Raw genomic sequence first — 19204 nt, forward strand, 5'->3', positions numbered from 1 at the left:
TTATTTTTGATGAAAGAGGATATGACTTAAAAGAGGTATTTATTGTCGAAATAAATAAAATTATTAAAAAAATTTTCAATTAATTAAAAATATTAAAATCTTTTTTTTGCTGAAAGTAGTTTTTTTATAAAAAGACATTACAAAAGGCATCTTTTATTATTTAAATGAATCAAAATGAAAATTAACTAATTGTTTTAAATCTTTTATTGTTTTAGTTAGATTTTTTTGATAACTAATTTCGCAAAAAAAATTAACCATTTTTCTAATTTAAAATTGTTTGACAACGTTTGCATAAATCTTGGTCAGATTCTTGAATAACTACATTCCAACATCTTTTGCAAGCATAACCATTTGCTTTCATAACATCAACCCCAAAAGATTCTTTTTGGTTTAAGGTTATTTGAGATACGATGAAAAGCTGATGCAGTTGTTTTTTGATTTTTAAAACTTTTAAAGTATGCATTTGTTTTGTGGTTAAAAATAAATTCAGATGCGCTTGCAAAGAAGAATTAATGATATTTTTTTTCCTTGCTTTTTCCAAAACTTGCAAAACATCTTTGCGTAACGATAAAAAATTATAATATTCTTCTAAAAGGTTGCTTTCTTGACGAGTTTTTAATTGTGGCATTTTTTCTAAATAAATATCTTTTTGAACAAAAAAAGGGCAAAAACTATAAACTTCAGAAGTAGTGTGAGGAATAATAGGGGTCAAAATTTTTAAAAAAGCCGATAATAAATCATAAATATTGGACTGAATCATTTTTCTTTCAAAACTGTTTTGTTTTTCGATATATAAAATATCTTTAGCAAAATCAAAATAAAAAGCACTAATTTTATTAGTAATAAAAGGAAATAAATTTCTTAAAATCCCTTCAAAGTTATAACTTTGATAAGACTGGATGATTTTTTTTAATACTTCTTCTAAATCCAATATAACTGCTTGATGAATGGGCGTTCTGTTTTCAAAAGTGATATAATCCTGATTTTTATCAAAAGCATGGAGATTTCCTAACATAAAACGAAAAGTATTGCGAATTTTACGATAAATATCTTCTATTTGAGTTAAAATATCATTATTAATCCGTACATCAAAATTATAATTAACGTTAGCGGCCCACAAACGAATAATATCGGCTCCTTTTTGAGAAGCGATAATTAAAGGATCGATGACGTTGCCTAAAGATTTAGACATTTTTTTTCCTTGACCATCCAAAACAAATCCATGAGTAATAACTGTTTTATAAGGTGCTTTTTTAAAGGCGGCTGTTGAAGTAATTAAAGAAGAATTAAACCATCCTCTATATTGATCAGATCCTTCCAAATAAATATCGCTTGTTTGCGGGCAAAGACTATGAGAAGTACCTGAATCAAACCAGACATCCATAATATCAAGTTCTTTAGTAAAAAGATTGTTGGGGCTTTGGGGGTGTTTATAATTTTTTGGCAAAAGATCTTTGCAATCCCATTTATACCAAATTTCTGCACCATGTTTTTCCACCAAATCAGCCACATGATTAATTAATTTTAAGTCTAGAATCGGTTCGCCAGTTTCAGTGTAAAAAACAGTAATCGGCACTCCCCAAATTCTTTGACGACTAATATTCCAATCTTTTCTATTTTCAATCATATTAGTCATTTTTAAGTTCCCCCATTGAGGTACCCAATTAACTTTTTGCACTTCTTTTAATAAATTATTTTTGATTTTTTCAATAGAAACAAACCATTGAGAAAGAGCAAGTGAAACAACTGGTTTTTTGGTGCGCCAATCATGGGGATAAGAATGTGTTATAGTTTCGCTTTTTAATAAATGATTACTATTTTTTAAATCAGCAATAATTTCATCGTTAGCTTTAGTATAAAACAAACCTTCGTATTTTTTAGTAAGTGCTGTCATAAATCCTTTTTTGTTAATACTACAAACAACTTGAATGCCGTATTTTTGTGCCACTAAAAAATCTTCTAAACCATGACCAGGGGCTGTATGAACGAGACCTGTGCCTTCATCATCTAAAACGTGTTCAGCTAAAATAACTTTGCCTTGGTTACCGCCAACAGGATTAAAATATTCTAAATTTTCCAACTCTTTTCCTTGGAAATTAGCAATAATTTTAATTTCTTTATCATCCCAAGAAAACTTTTTTTGTAGTTTAGGAAGGTTATTTGCTCCCACTAAATAACGCTTTTGATTTACATCGATTAATTGATAATTTTTTTCAGGATTTACTGCAATTGCCATATTTGCTGGCAAAGTCCAAGGAGTTGTTGTCCAAATAATTAAAGCAGTGTTTTTGAATAAATCAGTTTCTTTCATAGGAAAAGCAATATAAATAGAAGGTGACACATGGTCGTAATATTCCAATTCAGCTTCTGCTAAAGCAGACTCCAAAGTGGGGGACCAATAAATAGGTTTTAAAGCTTTAAAAATTAATTCTTGATCTGCCATTTGACCAAAAATACGAATTTGATTAGCCATAAAATTTTTATTTAGAGTTAAATAAGGGTTTTTCCAATCAGCCAAAACTCCTAATCTTTGAAATTGTTTTTTTTGTTTTTCTACATTATCTAAAGCAAATTCATGACATTTTTGAATAAATTCTTCTCGATTGTTTTTTTTGTTAAACCCTATTTTTTTTAAAACTGCTATTTCAATTGGTAGTCCGTGAGTATCCCAACCAGGAATATAAGGAGCACAAAAACCTTGCATATTGTAAAAACGCACAATAAAATCTTTCAAAATTTTATTAAGAGCGTGTCCGATGTGAATGTTTCCATTGGCGTATGGCGGGCCATCCCACAAAATAAATGGCGGTAAATCTTTGTTTTTTTCAAGTTGTGTTTGATATAAATTAATTTTTTTCCAGTATGATTGAATATCGATTTCTTTTTTTCCTAAATTTCCTTTCATCGGAAAATCAGTTTGAGGCATTAAAAGAGTCTTTTTATAATTTTGCATAATTTTATTTCTTTCTTGGAATTTGAATTATTTTATTTTTTATACATTAAACCTAAAAGTAATAATATCGCCATCTTTTACTATATATTCCTTACCTTCGATTCTTAATTTTCCTTTTTCTTTGCTTTTTTGAAAAGTTTGATGAGTGATTAAATCTTCATATGCAAGTACTTCGGCTTTAATAAACCCTTTTTCTAAATCGGTGTGAATAATTCTTGCACATTCAGGAGCTTTTAATCCTTTTTGGAAAGACCAAGCGTGCACTTCTTTAGGACCTGCAGTAAAATAAGTTTGTAAACCTAAAAGATTGTAGCTTTCTTGAATTAATTTTGCAAAAGCTGTTTGAGTCATCCCATAATCTTTTAAAAAAACTTTTTCTTCTTCTTCCAAAAAAGATAAATCTTTTTCTAATTGGACACATAAAGAAATCACTTTTTTGCCTTTTTGTTTTCCATAATCCAATACTTTTTGTAAAAGCAAGTTTTTGTTGTTTACTAAATCATTTTCTTTGATATTAGCCAGATATAGTGAAGGTTTTAAAAATAATAAATTAAAGTTTTTCACTATTTTTAATTCTTCTTCGTTTAAAGAAAGGTTTTTTAAATCTTCGTTTGTTAAATGATGTTGAATTTTCGTTAAAACGTTATATTCTTTTAATAAATCTTTATCGCCTTTCTTTTTTTGTTTTTGAAGTTTTTGTAAACGTTTTTCAATTTGTTCTAAATCTGCTAAAGCAAGTTCGGTTTCGATAATTTTAATTTCTTCTAAAGGGTCATTTTTGTCCATAACATGCAAAATATTAGGGTCTTCAAAACATTTAACAACATGACAAATAGCATCTACATTGCGAATATGACTTAAAAATTGATTTCCTAATCCTTCTCCTTTAGAAGCACCTGCTACTAATCCTGCAATATCTTTAAATTCTATTAAAGCAGAAATTATTTTTTGAGATTGAAAAATTTGGGATATTTTTTTTAAACGTGGGTCAGGGACCTCAACTGTTCCTACGTTAGGTTCAATTGTTGCAAAAGGATAGTTAGCTTCTAAAACTTGCATTTTCGTTAAAGCATTAAATAAAGTTGATTTACCCACATTCGGTAAACCAATAATACCTATTTTCATAATTTTTAAATTCCTTCTATTAAATCTATTTATAGTAATTTATTGCTTTTAAAAATTTAATAATTATCAGATTATTTTTTTCTACCAAAATTTGAAAACTAATAAATTAAATAAGGAAAACAAAAACATGTATTTAATATAAATTATCAAAACTATCGTCTTTTAAGTTGTTGATGTTAAATTATATTAATTTTTAACATATATTTTTTTCTCTTTTTTAATTTCTTCCATGAAATAACAATAATTAGAATATCGCGAAGGAATAATTTTTCCTTGTGTCAAAGCCTCTTTAACGCCACATTGGGTTTCTTGCAAATGAAGGCAATTTGTGCCAAAATAACAATTATCAACATATTTTAAAAAATCAGGATAAAAATTTTTTAAATTTTGATAAGAAAAGCCACTTAAATCTAATTTAGAAAAACCAGGAGTATCAGCGATAAACCCGTTGTTGAAAAGATATAATTGAGCATTTTTGGTAGTGTGTTTTCCTCTACCTAAACTTTCAGAAATTTCTTGGGTTTTTAAATTTGCATCAGGAATCAAAGCTTTTAGTAAAGTTGACTTGCCAACTCCCGTTTGTCCAGCTAAAACAGTGATTTTTTGTTCAAAAATATTTTTTAAAACATCAATCCCTATTTGTTGTTTGGAATCAACATAATAACAAGTGTAAAAAGGAAAGTAATAATTCATGTTTTGTTGAATTTCTTCTAATTCTTCTTTTTCTATTAAATCTATTTTAGAAAAAACTAAGATGACATCTAATTTATGTTGTTGTAAAATTAACAAAAATTTATCTAAAAGAAGTGTTTGGAAATGGGGCTTTACCAAAGAAAAAACCAATAATACTTGGTCAATGTTTGCAATATTAGGTCTTTTTAATTCATTTTTACGGGGCAAAATAGCATAAATTAAATATTTATCATAACACATTTCATAAAGAACAATATCCCCTACTTTAATGCTCATTTTATCACGATTATTTTTTAATTGATTATCCTGTATGAAATTAGATTTTTTTAAAACCCCTTTTTTTTGAGCTTTTAAAATAGTTTGATTGTCAAGATCTTGAATATAATAAATACCTGCTAAAAATCTGATAACTAAGGCTTTTTTCAAACTACATCCTCTATTTCTATTTCTATTAAAATCTTTTAACAGATTATTTTTGCATTTTTAAAAATCACTAATTATTATTATTATAACATATAAACATTTTATTTAATTTGGAAAAACAAGAAAGTTGTTGTCTCAAAAACACGATTAATGACAAAAATAGAAGCAAAAAGTTAAATCAAAAAAATAACTCCCTAAAATAAAGAGCAATTGATATTAAAAAATGCAAATACTAAGTTCAACAATTAAACCTAAAAATAATAAAATTAATTTAAAAGTTATTAAACTAAATTTCGATGTTTTTGGGCATAATAAAATAAAAAAGACCAACTTAAAAGTTGGTCTTTGATAAAAATTTTATTTAATTTTAAAACTGTTTAGTGTTTTAGGGTTCAATTCGTTTTTGTTCTTAAAGAGGATGCAAACAAAACCTTTAAAAAAATTTATTTATATATAATTATCTAGATTAATAGGTTGTAAATCGCTATTTTTTAGTTTGAAAGACCATTTAGAACCATCGTATGAAAAAATAATATTATTTTTTGAATATTCAACTTCCTGTAATTTTCCGTCTTGATTATATTTTTCTATCGTACCATCATTAAAATGATATTGATACGTATGATCTTCATTATTTATTTTTTTGTATCGCAAATCTGAAGGAACTTCTTCTGCGTTTTCTCCTTCTATGATTTTAATTTCTTCATATTCTATATAATTGTCATAATCTAAAACATCACTCAATATGTTGCTATTTTTCAAAAGTAATGAAAAATAACTACCTGGGTTTGATTTTGCTATTTCAACATTTTCTTTTTGCCATTCCCTAATATTAGAATTATATATGTTCAACTCTACTTTAGTTGGAGTTTGCCATTTTGACAATATTGCTTTTTTTATTTCTTCTTTAGATTGTTTTTCATCGATATTATATGTTTCTATAATGTCTTTATTGTTTTTAATAAAATCAACATGTAGCTTATCGGGAATTATTAATTTCTTGATTGTGCCTTCTGGATTTTGATATCTACCATAAATCATTCCATCACTATTATAAATAAAATGATGTTTTATAATATAAAAAAAGGATGTTGTTCATTTTTACCAACTGGCATATTCACTTTACGATAAGGAGCTTTATTTGCATTTTGAAAAAACTTTGTTAATTTTAATAATGGAACTGTTGAGCCCAACATTGTTTCTTCTAATCTGGTAAGCTCCACAAAAATGGCACCATTTGAGAACAACATTTTTTTCCAAAAAAAATATGATTTTTTGAAAAACCAAATTGTTTATTAACTACTTTTATTATAACATAATTAAAATTATTTGTCAAAATATGAAATTTATTTTTTTTTAAATTTGTTGTTCTCAACCAGTACCAGTTTTTAATTGGTTTTTTGAAAAAAAAATTTTATATTTTATTAATTATAAAGTAATAATATTATTTAATAGTATAATATATGTATATGTAATATAAAGAAAGAAATAAAAACTATTCAAAAGTTTTTATTTCTTTCTTTATATATTTACCATATATATTATACTATTAAAATATTATATTTGTCAATACTAAAAATATAAAAAAATAATTTTTTTACATAATAATCTAAAAATAATTGATTTAAAGAATTTTATTAATTTCAAAAAATAAACAATCAAAACATTACCTCTTAAATGATTTTATATTTACGATTTGATATTTATCATTACCAAGAACCCAAAAGTATCATATAAGGGCAAAATTTTGAGTTTTAAGGGGTGTTATGGTTTTTTAAAACACCTTTTTTTTGAGGTCTATAAAAAAACCTACACAAAATGCCCTCCGTTATGAAGGGCTTATAGTTTTAATTATTAATTAATATTTTTTGGTTTTAAATTCTTTGGGTGATAAATAATTTAGAACTTTCATTTTGCGATACATATTATAATATTCAATGTAATTAGTAATAATTTCTATAATTTGATGTTCGCCTAGATTTTGCATTTTTTCATAATGGATAGTTTCACGTTTCATGTTGGCCCAAAATGCCTCCATGCATGCATTATCAGTTGGCATGGCTTTAGCTGAGAAACTAGTTATTAGATTATTAGCTTTTAACTCAGTTTGATATTTTTTAGAAGTATAAACACTTGCTCTATCACAATGAAGAATGCAAGGGTTTATTAATGTAGGAATAACTTTTAAAGTATTAATTACAAAATCAACATCAGCAATTTTAGAAATATTGTAACAAATAATTTCGCGGTTATACAAATCCATCATCGCAGAAACAAATAATTTTTTGGTTATTTTTCCCAAAAGGTATATAAGTAATATCTGTACATAATTTTTCAAACGGTCTTGTGGCATGATAATTGTTTTGAATTAGATTTTTTAAGTTATTTTCTTTTTGGATTGCTAAATCATAATAATATTGAGGTTTTCGCTGTATTCTTTGTGATAATAACCCAAATTGATGCATCAGTTTTAAAACAGTTTTAGCGTTTATCTTAAATCTAAGGTCAATTAATTTTTGATGAACCACGCGATAACCAAGCCTTCTTTTTCTTTTGCCATCAGTTGTGATATATGAACCTTGTTTGCATATTTGAAACAAGGATTTTTCCAATTCACTTTGAGGTCTAGGATGAAGACTTTGTTTAATCCATCTAAAATAACTAGTTTTTGAAATAGATAACCATTTAATCAATTGTTCTAATGAAACTTCTTTTTGATATTTATTAATAATGTCTAAATATAATTTTCTATTTTTCTTGAAACTAGTTTTTAGTTGTTTTTTAATTGCCTTTTTAATTGGATTAATCCCTTTTTCAACAACCTTTCTTTTTCCTCTAATTGATTGTTCTAGCCTTTCTGCGCCTTTGAATTCATACCACTCTACCCATTGATAAATCTGACTCCGATTTTTAATCTTTAAGTTTTTTTGGATTTCTTTACATCTTTTGCCTTCCTGTTTCGCAAAAACAGCCTTTAATTTAACATCCAAAGAATATAATTTTAATTTTCTCTCCATTCCTAAGCTCATTTCTGTTTTATTAACATAACTTTATTTTTTTAAGCCTTTATTGTTAAAAAAACTGTTTAGTTGGTTTTAATTAAAAAAAACAACAATAAAATCTTTTTAAGAAATTTTATTGTTGTTTTAAAATATTTATTAATTTTTTGTATTAAATTTCTTAGTGTAAAGCGTGATATATCTTTGTTTTGGGTTGAAGTGAAGGTAGTAATTTTTCATTTTATCTTTGGGATATCTAGAATCTTTGGGGTTTATTATATGACATTGTACTTCATCCATGAAGAAGTCTTTATCTTCTTCAATTAACCATTTTGGGCCTTTGTAGTTGAGTTCTGTGTAGTAGTTTGAAGGGTCGTTGATAAACATATTATTAAATTGTGAATCATCATCTTTATTTTTCGTATGGAAAGTATCAAAAAAATCAATCCTGCTATCTTTTACTTCCCATTTCTCAAAAGGGTTTTTCATAAACGGCATTATATCAGTTGGCTCGTATTCACGGTGCTTTCCACGACCAAGGCCGTTGAGGCTGTAAAAGCCATAATGTTTTTCAACTTTTGTTTCATCTTTTGGAGGTTTGAGGTATTTTAAAAAACCTTGTTTCCATGATTCATATTGTTCTTCACATTCTTTTCTGCGTGCTTTAATTTCTGTAATTGATTTGTTGATTCTTTGTTTAGTGTCAATTACTTCATCCAAATCAGAAGGTAACATTACTTCATGTTTTGGATTTAGGGTTTTGAATTTGTTTGTTTTATTATAGGCATCATTAATGATAGTTGTTAAATCACGGTTAGAGTAGTTTTTGCCTTTACATCTGTTTGCAATTTCTTTTAAATGAAGGTAAGTGTGATAACTGATTTGATAAGGTTCTATCAAGAATTTTAAGAAACCTTCAATTTCTTCATCTTTAATTAAATCAATTTTAATTTCTTTGCTAAAACGACTTCTGAGGGCTTTATCAATTTGGTCTAGGTGATTAGTAGCGCCCATTAAGACAATTTTTTTGTCAGAACGGTTAAAACCATCTAATTTAGTTAAAATATTATTAACAATATTAATACTTGTTTTATTAGAATTTTTGTCTTCACGGTTAGCCATGCCACTAATTTCGTCAATAAAGATAATAGTTTTATCATGTCTTTCAGCTTCCATCCAAATCTTTTCCCATTCTTCTACTCCTTCGCCGACATAAGTTTTATCTAGTTTTGAAGGGTCAAATTCAATAAAATAGGCGTTGCATTCATTACTCAATGCTTTCAGTAAAAAAGTTTTTCCCGTACCAGGCGGACCATATAATAAATATCCTTTGGGTCTTATTTTGTCAAAATTTACTAAATTGTTATTGGATTCTTTAAAATAAAAAATTAAATCCTCTAATTCTTCTTTTTCGCTTTCCATACCATAAACGTCTTTAAAAGTAATTTGTTTTTTGGCGATTTTTTCAATATTTGGGTTTTTGATTGCTTCAATTTCATTTTGAAGTTGTTTAATTTGTTTATCAAATTGGATTAATTGACCGTCTAAAAATAAATCATAACTTTTGAGATTTTGGACTTCTTGTGGGTTGTCTTGATGTTTAATTATTAGTTCTTTGATGTTTTCTTTGTTGGCGTTATTATAATTTATTGCTTGTTGTAAGTCAGATATTTTTTGATAAATAGTTTTGAATTGAGTAGTTTGATTGGTTTCTGATTGGATGCTTTCAATTAGTTTCTTATTGTTTACTTGTGATTTTGTATTTTCCACTCTTTTTTTGGTTAATGGTTGGGTAGCTTCATTGATTTGTTCGCGTTGTTTTGATAAATCAGCTATTTGTTGGTTTAAGTTTTTTATTTCAGTTTCTAATTGGGATTTTGTTTCATCATTTAAATTAGTTTCTTTATTGTTTAATTCTTTGGTTTTTTGTTTTAATTCTTGGTTGAGGTTGTTAATTTGAAGACTTAAAGTTTTGATTGTTTCTAAATTAGAGTTGATTTGTTGTGATAATTGGTTGTCTTCTTCTATAAGTTTTTTGTTATTGTTTATGTTTTGTTGATTGATTATTTCTAAATCTTTTAAACGTTTTTGGAGTTTATTAAGTTCTTCTTTTGCTTCTGAATCAAGTTGGTTATTGGGTGGTTGTGTTATTGTTGGGGTTGTTGATGATTTGGATTTGGTTTCTGTTTTAGATATTCCAACAATAAATAAAATCAACAAAATTAAACCAAATAAAGATAAGAAACTAAGATATATTTTGTTTTTAAGCTTCATTTTTTCTCCTTTCTAGAAAAAATAATTTTTTTTGATATTTAAGTTTTGAACTTGTGAATATAATAAGTCAACTTTTGTTTTTTTGAGTGAAAAAAGGGCAAAATTTTGAGTCTATTTTTGTAGGTTTTTGTAATTTTTTATTATCGGTTAAATTTGCTTAGTTTCTTTAAATAAGTTGTTTGGGATGATGGATTTAAATTATTAATTTTCATTTATTTCTTTGTCACTTTCTAAATTATTTTTATTTTTTGATTCGTTATTTGGATTTGGAATAATTAAAAATGTTTTTTTAGGTTTGCTTTCTTTTTGTGTTTCATCTTTTTTATTGATTTCTGGTAATGGAAGAAAATTAAAAAAGATTTTTTTAATGATAAACATTAAAGCAGTTGTAAATAGGACGCCAACGATAAATCCAATGGCGAAATTTAGATCATTCATTTTCTTCCTCCTTCTTAATAATTGGGTTGATATTTTGCGATTTTAATTGTTTTTTTCTTGCTTTTTTCTCTTGCCAATGAGAAACTTTAACTCTTTGAACCATAATTTGGGATTGGAGTTTTTCTTGGTTTTCATTGATTTTATCTAGTTTTTTTAATAATTGTTTTTCTAAATATTCTTGTTTGGCATTTTGGATTTCTAATTTTTGTAGTTTTTTGTTGGGGGAAAAAAATACCCAAAATTAAATCTTTGAAGAAATTTAAAGTGTTTGCAATTAATTTAAAAATTGGTTTGAACCCAGAAACAATAAGAATAGTGAAAAGTGTTGTTTGGATTCCATCCATTCTTCGTTCAAGAATTTCAGTAGTTGTAAATCCTTTGGTATAATTTAGAATAAAATTGCTAATTGTTGCAAATATTGAAAATAACCACATATTTTTTTACCTTTCTTAATAATCTTTAATAACTTTTCTTCGTTTTTTAAACGATTTCTTTTTGTTTTTAAAAGTTTTATTGGGGCGGTCTAAATTAAGCCATTTTCCTTTTGGTTGATTATATTTATTAGTTTTTTTCTTGGATTGGGAATTGCGGGATTTGAAATAAGTCCCATTAAATGCTTCTGACATGCCGTCGCTCATATTATTCATTCTCCTTATTATTTTTATTAATCTTTTTATCTAATTCATCAAGTTTTTCTATTGATTCATCCAGTTTTTTATGTGTTTTATTGAATCGTTCTTGGGTTTGGTTTCTTGTATCATTAACTTCATCGAGAACTTTATTTTGGGATAAACCAATTTGACGAGTTAATAAATAAGTAGTCATTTTGGTTTGTGGCTATTCCACAGAAATAATGCGGTTTTAAATGGTTAACGTTAAAAATTAAAATTTCTGAATGAAAAACAACGTTTTCAAAAACGTCTTTGGGAAGACTAATAATAGAAGAGATTTCGGGATATTCTTGATTTAAAAATTTCTGTAATCGCTTGCTATTTAGTGATTGATTAAGTCTGAATCCATAAGGAGTAAATAAAACAATTGGGATATCTTTACCAAAAAGTTCAATTATTTTACTTAACCACAACTCAGGCAACAAAGGACGACCACCATATTTTTCCTTAACGTAGTTTTTAGTTTTAAAATCCAAATTAAAGGGTGGGTTTGTAATTACCAAGGATATTTTTTAAATCCTTTTGGGTTAATTCTAAAAAGTTGTTATGAATTAAATTAGGGAAGGTTGTTTTTTCTATATCAACCCCTAAAACATCAAATCCTTTTTGTTGCCAAGGTAGTAATAAAGAACCTTCACCAACACAAGGGTCAAGGATTAAACCGCGTTGGATTTGAGGTGATAAAATATTATATAAAAATTGCGATACCCAACTGGGAGTATAAATAGTAGCTTTTTTTTCATTTTTGAAAAAATTATTTCTATCAACTCGATACATTTTTTTATTTTTCCTTTTCTTTTTTATTTTAATTTAAGGTTTTTAACTTCATCTTTGAGGGTTTTTGATAGTTTGAAATTTACCACAGTTTTTGCAGGGATTTTTAGTTTTTTACCTGTTTTAGGATTTCGTCCTTTATGGGCTTTTCTTGATTTTAAGATGAATTTACCAATTTTTGGCGATATTATTACTTCTTCGTTTGATTTGATTGCTTCAATTAAAGCATTTTCAAACGAATTGTAAAAATCTTGAGTTTGAGTAACCGAAGTGTTATTCATTACTGCGAGGTTTTTGATTAATTCTTTTTTTGTTAGTTTTTTTAATTTTTCTTTTTTAGTCATTGTTTTTGCTCCTTTCTTTTATGATTGTTCCATCGGAGTTGTAGTAAGTTCTTTTAAACAATTTACCATTAGGATGGTGTTTGTATATAAAAGCTATTCTTTTGCGATCGAAGGAAAAACCAGTTGTTTTAATTAATTTGTTTGTTTTGGGATGGTACTTAAATTCTGTAATATAGTCAATTGTTTCACCATCTTCTCGGTATTTAGTAAATTTAATTAATTTACTTATTTGGGGGTTGTATTTTCTGATGTAATCAATTGTTTCACCATCGCCATCATAAAAAATTTCTGTGGTTAATTTACCATTAGAATTATAATTTGTTTGTTTAATTACTTCTTCTGTTTCAGGGTGATATTCAGTGATGTAATATATTGTTTCCCCATCTGAGTAGTATTCAACAACAGATTTCTTTGTTTTGTCGGAATTTAAAGTTTTTTGATGATTCATAATTATTTTTCTCCTTTAATTAAAATATTTATTTGTTGATTAAAATTTTCATTATTTGGGATAAGTTTTTTTATGTATGATTAGTATTTTTTTTGTTGTTTTTATACTTCCATTAGGGTTGTAATAGATTTCATTAAAAACAGTTCCATCTGGGTTGTATTTCGTATATTTAGTTTTTTTGCCTGTTTTTGGGTTATATTCAATAATACAGTTAATTGTTTTACCATCTTTATGGAACCAGGTTGCTTTATTTAATTTACCATCTGGGTAATATTCAACAACAAACCTCTTTGTTTTGCCATCAAGGTAATAAAAAGTTTTTTGATAATTCATATTATTTATGCTCCTTTAATTAAAATATTTGTTTGTTGATTAAAATTTTCATTATTTGTTCTAAATTTTTTTATGAATGATTAATATTTTTTTGTTGTTTTTATACTTCCATTAGGGTTGTAATAGATTTCATTAAAAACAGTTCCATCTGGGTTGTATTGGGTATTTTTGATTAATTTACCTGTTTTAAGGTTATATTCATTAGTATAAATTAACGTTTTGAAATCATCTTGATAGTAATTTATGATGTGCTTTTTATCATTTATTATTTCTTCTCCAATTGTGCCATCAAGATGATAATTAATTGTTTTGATTATTTCTGCAGTTACAGGGTTCCAACAAATAATACAGTTAATGGTTTTGCCATCTTCACGGAACCAAGTTGATTTATTTAATTTGCCATCAGAGTAATATTCAATAACAAACCTCTTTGTTTTGCCGTTGCCGTAATAATGAGTTTCTTTAATTCTTTTATGTGTTTGGGGGTCGTATTCTTGGATGACATATATTGTTTTGCCATCGGAATAGTATTGGGTTTGTTTGGTTAATTTACCATCTGGGCTATATTCAGCAACAAATTTTATAGCTGTTTTGATTCCTTTGCGATAAAAAGTTTTTTGATAATTCATATTATTTATGCTCCTTTAATTAAAATATTTGTTTGTTGATTAAAATTTTCATTATTTGTTCTTTTTAATAATTTTTAATAATAACTTCTTGTGTTATTCCTTTTGAAGTTAAAGCGTAATTGGTTGTAGTTTGGAGAGGTTGGATATGAAAATCTTTAAATAATTCAATTATTTTAGGGGAATTATAATTTGTATACAACCACTTTACCTTGCGATAATTTGCCATCTCTAAACTTTTATAAAGTCTTTTGTGATCTTCAAATGTGAAAGGTTTTTGATAAAAGTCTTTATCTTTAGTCCCTTCACGCCAATACGGAGGATCAACAAATATAAAATCGTTGCTTTGGGTTTGGTTAATGACACTTTCAAAATCGCCATTTAACAATTTTATATTCTTAACATTGGTTTTTATTCTTTGGATTTCTGATAAAACAATTATAGGGTTTTTGAAACGAGATGAAAAATTGTATCCTAAATAAATAGTTCCATCAGAGCGATATCGGAAAATGCCCCTAAAAGCATATTTCAATAAAACATAAAAAAGGGCACTTTTATAAGCACACAAATTACTTTTATTAAATTTTTCTACCAAATGTTTAAATGATTCTTTTTGCGTCTTTTGATCTTTATTTACATATATTTTGTCTTCAAATTTACGCACATAATCACAAAACAATTCTGGTTTTGCTAACATATCTTTCCAAAGTTGTATTAAATTGATATCATTATCGTTCAAAGTGACAATTGAGGGAGCAAGAGATTGGAATAAAGCCCCACTTCCTAAAAAAGGTTCATAATAATTGTTATAATTTGTTGGAATATATTTTAATAATTTAGGTAACATTTTCTTTTTACTGCCTATCCATGGTATTTTCATTATTAAACTCCTTTACCCAAATATAAATTAAAAAGACAACATCAGAAACAAGACTAATAGCGGTATTAGCCTTAATTCCTAAATTAAAATCAAAAAATAGGGTCATTAGATTTGTTATGATAAAACCTAAATATGTTATACTTAACAATATTAAAATGTGTTTGGGAGTTAAAATCATTTTTATTCTCCTTTATTTATTTAAATTATTTTTTTATTAATTAATAAGTTTTAATAATTTTATAAAAATGTTGTTGATATCCTAAGAATCAATAATGAAAACCATTCATTTGAAAAAATATAATCAATTATTTTATCCACAAAATGAGAGATAAAAAATGACAAAAAAATGAATGAAAATATAGAAGAAGTATGCAAACTCAAATAACAAACAAGAATACAAAATGATAAAGATTTAAAAACAAAAGATAATATTTTTGCCATATTGTTGAATCCTTTCTAATTTTCAATGTATTTGTTTCATTTACTTTTTTTAGCGTTATATTCATTAATAAATTCAATTGTTTTATCATCTGAGTAGTATTTGGTCTCTTTGGTTCGTTTACCGTCTGGGGTGTATTCAACAACAAATTTCTTTGTTTTGCCATCTTCATAATAAAAAGTTTTTTGATAATTCATAATTATTTTTCTCCTTTAATTAAAATATTTGTTTATTGATTAAAGTTTTAATTATTTGGTCTAAATTATCTTTTTGGGATTTGGTTGCATTAATTAAAAAATGATTACAATTTTTGTGGTTGCAATTTGCATCATTACAGTATTTATGTTGGTTTAAATAATGCTTACGGACATTTTCAAAATAATTTAAAGGTTTTCGTTCAATGAGGTCTAATTTATGATTTGCTTGGTTTTGTTTACGTTGTATCCCGATTTTAGGGTCAATATCTAAGTAAAAAGTTAATTTAGGTTTAATTAAGAAATGATTGATGATTTTTGAAGTAATTTTGTCATCATAATCTATGTAATTACCTTTGCTTTGATAAGCAAAAGTAGAATCATACCAACGGTCAACTAGAACAAGATAACCACCCAATAAAGCAGGGATTATTAATTCATCTTGGGTTTGCATCATGTTGGCAAGGCTAAGTAAATATTTAGTTTTAGGGCTTATTTTGGATTGATGTAAAAATAAATTTCTGATTTCTTTTCCAACAATGGAACTGCCTAAACCTTGAAAAAATTTAATTTGATAGCCTTTATTTTCAAAAGAATCTTTTAATTCGTTAATTAAAGTAGTTTTGCCGCTTCCGTCAACACCTTCAAAACTAATTAATTTATTTGTCATTAGGGTGAACCATCTTTTTAATTAAATTAATAGGTGAAAAAGGAATGAATTGGTTGGTTAGTAAGTTTTGTAAGAAGAGATTAGCTGAATTGGAAAATAAATTGATTACTTTGTTAATTGATTGTACTTTACCATTTTTAATTTTATTATTTAATCTTTGAGTTTCGGATTCATCATTTGTTAACAAATAAAACCCAAAGCGAGTGTCTAGTTTTTTGATTTGTTCCCCTTCTACTATTGATTGTTTGTATCTATCTCTAAGGCATGTTTTGAAATTGAAGGCAATAATGCGTTTTGTTTTGGTAAACAATACTAAATCAAATTTAATATCAGGGATGAAAAATAAATATGATTGAGGATATAAATATTTAATTCCTTTGTGATTTAGATAAAGCAAAATTAAGTATTCGTTAATTTTTCCGCGAATTGATTTTTGGCTTTGAGAGTTGTGTTGGTTGTTGGTTAAATATTCATTGAGTATATTATGGCAATCAAACATATATTGATTAAAAACTTTGTTGAAAAAAATTGGTTGAACTATTTGTTTGGTGATGTTAACGCACAAAGATTTATGATTAAAAACGTTAATATTATTAAAATCTAAATTAGATATTTGTTTCATATTTTTATTTCCTTTTTTATTCTTATTCTTTTGCTTCAAATCTTTGGATTTGTTGATAAAAATTAAAACTACATTCGCCTTTGGGACCGCTACGGTTTTTGGCAATAATTAAATTCGTATGTGGGTTGTTATCAGGTGTTTGATAATAACTTTCGCGGTGTAATAACATCACAACATCAGCGTCTTGTTCAATTGATCCCGCATCTCTTAAATCTGTTAATTGTGGGCTTTTGACTTCTCTTACATAGGTTGCACGGTTAAATTGACTCAAAGCTACAATTGGAATATTAAGTTCACTTGCTAGTTTTTTTAATTTGCGTGAAATCACAGATATTGCTTGATATATATTCAAACTTTGGTCGTCTTTTAATAAATGGAGGTAATCAATAAAAACAATATCAAGTCCTTTAGTATATTTCATTTGACGGCATTTGGTTTCAATGTCTTCAATTTTGTTATTTCTATCATCATCAATTAAAATGTTTAATTGCGTTATTTCATCCTCAGCAATAAGTAACTGTAATTTTTCATTTTTAGTTAAGTTTTTGTGTTGGAGTTGTTTTAAAGGGATTTGAGAAGCAGAAGAAAGTAACCTAATTCCTAATTCTTCCGCTGCCATTTCTAAACTAAAAATAACTGCTTTTTGGTTTTCGGGGTTGGTAGTAAAGTTTTTTGCAATATTACAAGCCAAATTTAACATAAAAGCAGTTTTTCCCATCGCAGTTCTTGCTCCTAAGATAATTAATTGGTTAGGTTTGAAACCAGAAATTAATTCATCTAGATTTTTAAAGCCTGTTTTTATTCCTACAAATTGGTTGGGGTTGTCATCATTAACAATACTTTGGCGAATATAAGGAATTAATGTTTTTGTAGAAATAAAAGGAGATTTGGTTTTTTGCATAAAACTTTCTACTTGGTTTTTGACTGTTTGCAGATAATTGTGAATATTTTTACTTTTTGATAATGCGGTTGGTAATTGTTTGATTAATCCTAACAAATCTCTTTTAAGGGAATTTTCTTTAATTAAATCAATATATGTCTCTAAATATTCACTTGCAGGGGCCGCCTCCACTAATTCAATTAAATAATCAATTCCTCCTATTTTGTATAAATTGTTATCTAAAACGGAACCCACCGTAACATAATCAATTTCGCGATTTTGCAGTTTTAATTGCTTCATTGTCTCAAAGATACAACGATGCTTGGGGTTGGAAAAATTGTTTGTGTTGACTAAATTTATAACAACATCCATTTTTTCTGGTTTTAATAATAGTGCTCCCAATAATGCACGTTCGGCTTCAATCATCTTTCAAACTCCTTTTTCTCAGTTTGGATACAAAAAAAATCCAAACTGTTTATTTTTAATTAATAAACAATTTGGATAAATTTGTTGTTCTCAACCAGTACCAGTTTTTTGGGGCAGTCTATGCCGAAATCCAAAAAGAAATTGATGAAGTCAATAAAAAACTTGAAGAAATCAAACTCGAAAAAGAATTATATCAATCCCTAAAAGTAAAATATCAAGAAATGTATAACCGCATGATAACTTATGAAAAAGAAAATGAAGCATCAGCGGGAAATATTGTCAAATGGATCTTCAAAGGTTTTGATAAAGTTACTGACTTAATCCCTGCTAAATATGGTCTGAAAATTATAGGCAAATCAGTTACTTTTACACGTAAGTTCGCTCAAGGCATGTCAAAAGCTACTTTAGTTCTTCACGAAGGTCACCGTTTATGGCACATGTATAATGAAGTAATTAATGAAAATAAAGAACATCCACCAATGATTACCGAAGAAGCTTTAGAGATGTATACGAAAGATATTGACCGTGATTTAGCCAAACTTGACGCTGATTACAAAGATTACGAAAAAAAGCTAGCTGATTATAAACTTCGTCAAAACGAAGAGAATTTACAAAAAGAACTTGATAAATCCCAAGAATTGAATAAAAATATTAAAGAAAGAAGACGTAATGTCGTTGATGAATATGCAACCATTATCGAAGAATTAAAAAAGAAACACAAAGAAGTTTCAGATACTGAGAAATTATATGAAGACAAAGCTGAATTGGAAAGCATATTAGAAACTACAAGAGAAGATGTAAATGATTTAAAAGAACAATTAAAACAAAAAAATCCAAGTTATGCTCGCGCTCAACAACGCCTGCAAGCTAGACGAGTTGGTAAAATCCCTGAAATAGTTATGATTCCAAATAAATAATTATTTTAGCTAATTATTTTATTAATAAAATTGTATAATGGTAATAAGTGATATGATTAATTATCACCAATCGCC

Annotated in this window: 21 protein-coding genes and 3 pseudogenes; 1 reads left to right on the forward strand and 23 read right to left on the reverse strand. The window is 26.8% G+C overall.

Going from position 1 to position 19204, the window contains the following annotated elements:
- Nucleotides 1–262: 262 nt before the first annotated feature.
- From ileS to dnaB, 23 genes and pseudogenes are all read right to left on the reverse strand, one after another.
- Nucleotides 263–2953, reverse strand: coding sequence for an isoleucine--tRNA ligase (ileS, locus tag SLY_RS00815; protein ID WP_015637748.1), 2691 nt, complete (start codon nucleotides 2951–2953; stop codon nucleotides 263–265).
- 39 nt (nucleotides 2954–2992) lie between these two features.
- Nucleotides 2993–4078 (reverse strand): redox-regulated ATPase YchF, encoded by a 1086-nt coding sequence (gene ychF / locus SLY_RS00820; protein ID WP_015637749.1) that lies wholly within the window; start codon nucleotides 4076–4078, stop codon nucleotides 2993–2995.
- Nucleotides 4079–4264: 186 nt separating this feature from the next.
- Entirely contained in the window at nucleotides 4265–5197 is a 933-nt protein-coding gene (gene rsgA / locus SLY_RS00825; RefSeq protein WP_015637750.1) for a ribosome small subunit-dependent GTPase A, read from the reverse strand.
- A 444-nt stretch (nucleotides 5198–5641) separates the two neighbouring features.
- On the reverse strand, nucleotides 5642–6235 hold the full coding sequence (locus SLY_RS00830; RefSeq protein WP_012358877.1) for a hypothetical protein: 594 nt from the start codon (nucleotides 6233–6235) through the stop codon (nucleotides 5642–5644).
- A 29-nt stretch (nucleotides 6236–6264) separates the two neighbouring features.
- Nucleotides 6265–6444 carry a hypothetical protein gene (locus SLY_RS05390; protein WP_015637752.1) on the reverse strand — a complete coding sequence of 60 codons (180 nt, stop codon included), beginning with the start codon at nucleotides 6442–6444 and terminating at the stop codon, nucleotides 6265–6267.
- 608 nt (nucleotides 6445–7052) lie between these two features.
- Nucleotides 7053–7460, reverse strand: coding sequence for an IS3 family transposase (locus SLY_RS05595; protein ID WP_015637753.1), 408 nt, complete (start codon nucleotides 7458–7460; stop codon nucleotides 7053–7055).
- A complete protein-coding gene (locus SLY_RS00835; protein WP_015637754.1) occupies nucleotides 7444–8223 on the reverse strand; it encodes a helix-turn-helix domain-containing protein in 780 nt (259 codons plus the stop codon). Before SLY_RS00835 ends, SLY_RS05595 begins: the two co-directional genes overlap by 17 nt.
- Nucleotides 8224–8352: 129 nt before the next feature.
- A complete protein-coding gene (locus SLY_RS00840) occupies nucleotides 8353–10467 on the reverse strand; it encodes an ATP-binding protein (RefSeq protein ID WP_015637755.1) in 2115 nt (704 codons plus the stop codon).
- A 201-nt stretch (nucleotides 10468–10668) separates the two neighbouring features.
- On the reverse strand, nucleotides 10669–10905 hold the full coding sequence (locus tag SLY_RS00845; protein WP_015637756.1) for a hypothetical protein: 237 nt from the start codon (nucleotides 10903–10905) through the stop codon (nucleotides 10669–10671).
- Nucleotides 10898–11339 (reverse strand): annotated as a pseudogene (locus SLY_RS00850) (hypothetical protein). The gene SLY_RS00845 and the pseudogene SLY_RS00850 overlap by 8 nt, the downstream one beginning before the upstream one ends.
- Nucleotides 11340–11354: 15 nt before the next feature.
- Nucleotides 11355–11543, reverse strand: coding sequence for a hypothetical protein (locus SLY_RS00855; RefSeq protein ID WP_012358666.1), 189 nt, complete (start codon nucleotides 11541–11543; stop codon nucleotides 11355–11357).
- Between the two features lies 1 nt (nucleotide 11544).
- Nucleotides 11545–11730 (reverse strand): hypothetical protein, encoded by a 186-nt coding sequence (locus SLY_RS00860; RefSeq protein ID WP_015637627.1) that lies wholly within the window; start codon nucleotides 11728–11730, stop codon nucleotides 11545–11547.
- Nucleotides 11684–12353: pseudogene (locus SLY_RS05790) on the reverse strand (N-6 DNA methylase). Before SLY_RS05790 ends, SLY_RS00860 begins: the two are co-directional and overlap by 47 nt.
- 23 nt (nucleotides 12354–12376) lie before the next feature.
- Complete coding sequence (locus SLY_RS00870; protein ID WP_015637763.1) at nucleotides 12377–12694, reverse strand: HU family DNA-binding protein; 318 nt, start codon at nucleotides 12692–12694, stop codon at nucleotides 12377–12379.
- Nucleotides 12687–13142 carry a DUF2963 domain-containing protein gene (locus SLY_RS05610; RefSeq protein ID WP_015637764.1) on the reverse strand — a complete coding sequence of 152 codons (456 nt, stop codon included), beginning with the start codon at nucleotides 13140–13142 and terminating at the stop codon, nucleotides 12687–12689. Before SLY_RS05610 ends, SLY_RS00870 begins: the two co-directional genes overlap by 8 nt.
- A gap of 51 nt (nucleotides 13143–13193) precedes the next feature.
- Complete coding sequence (locus tag SLY_RS05615; RefSeq protein WP_015637765.1) at nucleotides 13194–13475, reverse strand: DUF2963 domain-containing protein; 282 nt, start codon at nucleotides 13473–13475, stop codon at nucleotides 13194–13196.
- An 80-nt stretch (nucleotides 13476–13555) separates the two neighbouring features.
- The gene (locus SLY_RS00885) at nucleotides 13556–14104 is read right to left on the reverse strand and encodes a DUF2963 domain-containing protein (RefSeq protein WP_015637766.1); all 549 of its coding nucleotides are present in this window, start codon (nucleotides 14102–14104) and stop codon (nucleotides 13556–13558) included.
- Between the two features lie 64 nt (nucleotides 14105–14168).
- Nucleotides 14169–14981 carry a DNA adenine methylase gene (locus tag SLY_RS00890; protein ID WP_015637767.1) on the reverse strand — a complete coding sequence of 271 codons (813 nt, stop codon included), beginning with the start codon at nucleotides 14979–14981 and terminating at the stop codon, nucleotides 14169–14171.
- A complete protein-coding gene (locus SLY_RS00895; protein WP_041784269.1) occupies nucleotides 14956–15159 on the reverse strand; it encodes a hypothetical protein in 204 nt (67 codons plus the stop codon). Before SLY_RS00895 ends, SLY_RS00890 begins: the two co-directional genes overlap by 26 nt.
- Before the next feature lie 299 nt (nucleotides 15160–15458).
- Nucleotides 15459–15617: a DUF2963 domain-containing protein gene (locus SLY_RS04905; protein WP_015637768.1), complete on the reverse strand. Its 159-nt coding sequence runs from the start codon at nucleotides 15615–15617 to the stop codon at nucleotides 15459–15461.
- A gap of 19 nt (nucleotides 15618–15636) precedes the next feature.
- On the reverse strand, nucleotides 15637–16284 hold the full coding sequence (gene tmk / locus SLY_RS00900; protein ID WP_015637769.1) for a dTMP kinase: 648 nt from the start codon (nucleotides 16282–16284) through the stop codon (nucleotides 15637–15639).
- Nucleotides 16274–16906 (reverse strand): hypothetical protein, encoded by a 633-nt coding sequence (locus tag SLY_RS00905; protein WP_041784281.1) that lies wholly within the window; start codon nucleotides 16904–16906, stop codon nucleotides 16274–16276. The genes tmk and SLY_RS00905 overlap by 11 nt, the downstream gene beginning before the upstream one ends.
- Nucleotides 16907–16928: 22 nt before the next feature.
- Nucleotides 16929–18212, reverse strand: a complete 1284-nt coding sequence (dnaB, locus tag SLY_RS00910) for a replicative DNA helicase (protein WP_015637771.1) — start codon at nucleotides 18210–18212, stop codon at nucleotides 16929–16931.
- A gap of 119 nt (nucleotides 18213–18331) precedes the next feature.
- Between dnaB and SLY_RS00915 the strand changes: the two are divergent.
- Nucleotides 18332–19129: pseudogene (locus tag SLY_RS00915) on the forward strand (zinc ribbon domain-containing protein); the annotation flags it as partial.
- Nucleotides 19130–19204 lie beyond the last annotated feature (75 nt).

Source organism: Strawberry lethal yellows phytoplasma (CPA) str. NZSb11 (assembly GCF_000397185.1).
In the GTDB taxonomy this organism is placed as follows: domain Bacteria; phylum Bacillota_I; class Bacilli_A; order Acholeplasmatales; family Acholeplasmataceae; genus Phytoplasma; species Phytoplasma australiense.

Excerpts from the sequence above, each read along its gene's own strand:
- ileS (WP_015637748.1), bottom strand. The coding sequence starts at position 2,953 with ATGCAAAATTATAAAAAGACTCTTTTAATGCCTCAAACTGATTTTCCG.
- ychF (WP_015637749.1), bottom strand. The coding sequence starts at position 4,078 with ATGAAAATAGGTATTATTGGTTTACCGAATGTGGGTAAATCAACTTTA.
- SLY_RS00830 (WP_012358877.1), bottom strand. The coding sequence starts at position 6,235 with ATGATTTATGGTAGATATCAAAATCCAGAAGGCACAATCAAGAAATTA.
- SLY_RS05390 (WP_015637752.1), bottom strand. The coding sequence starts at position 6,444 with ATGTTGTTCTCAAATGGTGCCATTTTTGTGGAGCTTACCAGATTAGAA.
- SLY_RS05595 (WP_015637753.1), bottom strand. The coding sequence starts at position 7,460 with ATGATGGATTTGTATAACCGCGAAATTATTTGTTACAATATTTCTAAA.
- SLY_RS00835 (WP_015637754.1), bottom strand. The coding sequence starts at position 8,223 with ATGAGCTTAGGAATGGAGAGAAAATTAAAATTATATTCTTTGGATGTT.
- SLY_RS00840 (WP_015637755.1), bottom strand. The coding sequence starts at position 10,467 with ATGAAGCTTAAAAACAAAATATATCTTAGTTTCTTATCTTTATTTGGT.
- SLY_RS00845 (WP_015637756.1), bottom strand. The coding sequence starts at position 10,905 with ATGAATGATCTAAATTTCGCCATTGGATTTATCGTTGGCGTCCTATTT.
- SLY_RS00855 (WP_012358666.1), bottom strand. The coding sequence starts at position 11,543 with ATGAGCGACGGCATGTCAGAAGCATTTAATGGGACTTATTTCAAATCC.
- SLY_RS00860 (WP_015637627.1), bottom strand. The coding sequence starts at position 11,730 with ATGACTACTTATTTATTAACTCGTCAAATTGGTTTATCCCAAAATAAA.
- SLY_RS00870 (WP_015637763.1), bottom strand. The coding sequence starts at position 12,694 with ATGACTAAAAAAGAAAAATTAAAAAAACTAACAAAAAAAGAATTAATC.
- SLY_RS05610 (WP_015637764.1), bottom strand. The coding sequence starts at position 13,142 with ATGAATCATCAAAAAACTTTAAATTCCGACAAAACAAAGAAATCTGTT.
- SLY_RS05615 (WP_015637765.1), bottom strand. The coding sequence starts at position 13,475 with ATGAATTATCAAAAAACTTTTTATTACCTTGATGGCAAAACAAAGAGG.
- SLY_RS00885 (WP_015637766.1), bottom strand. The coding sequence starts at position 14,104 with ATGAATTATCAAAAAACTTTTTATCGCAAAGGAATCAAAACAGCTATA.
- SLY_RS00890 (WP_015637767.1), bottom strand. The coding sequence starts at position 14,981 with ATGAAAATACCATGGATAGGCAGTAAAAAGAAAATGTTACCTAAATTA.
- SLY_RS00895 (WP_041784269.1), bottom strand. The coding sequence starts at position 15,159 with ATGATTTTAACTCCCAAACACATTTTAATATTGTTAAGTATAACATAT.
- SLY_RS04905 (WP_015637768.1), bottom strand. The coding sequence starts at position 15,617 with ATGAATTATCAAAAAACTTTTTATTATGAAGATGGCAAAACAAAGAAA.
- tmk (WP_015637769.1), bottom strand. The coding sequence starts at position 16,284 with ATGACAAATAAATTAATTAGTTTTGAAGGTGTTGACGGAAGCGGCAAA.
- SLY_RS00905 (WP_041784281.1), bottom strand. The coding sequence starts at position 16,906 with ATGAAACAAATATCTAATTTAGATTTTAATAATATTAACGTTTTTAAT.
- dnaB (WP_015637771.1), bottom strand. The coding sequence starts at position 18,212 with ATGATTGAAGCCGAACGTGCATTATTGGGAGCACTATTATTAAAACCA.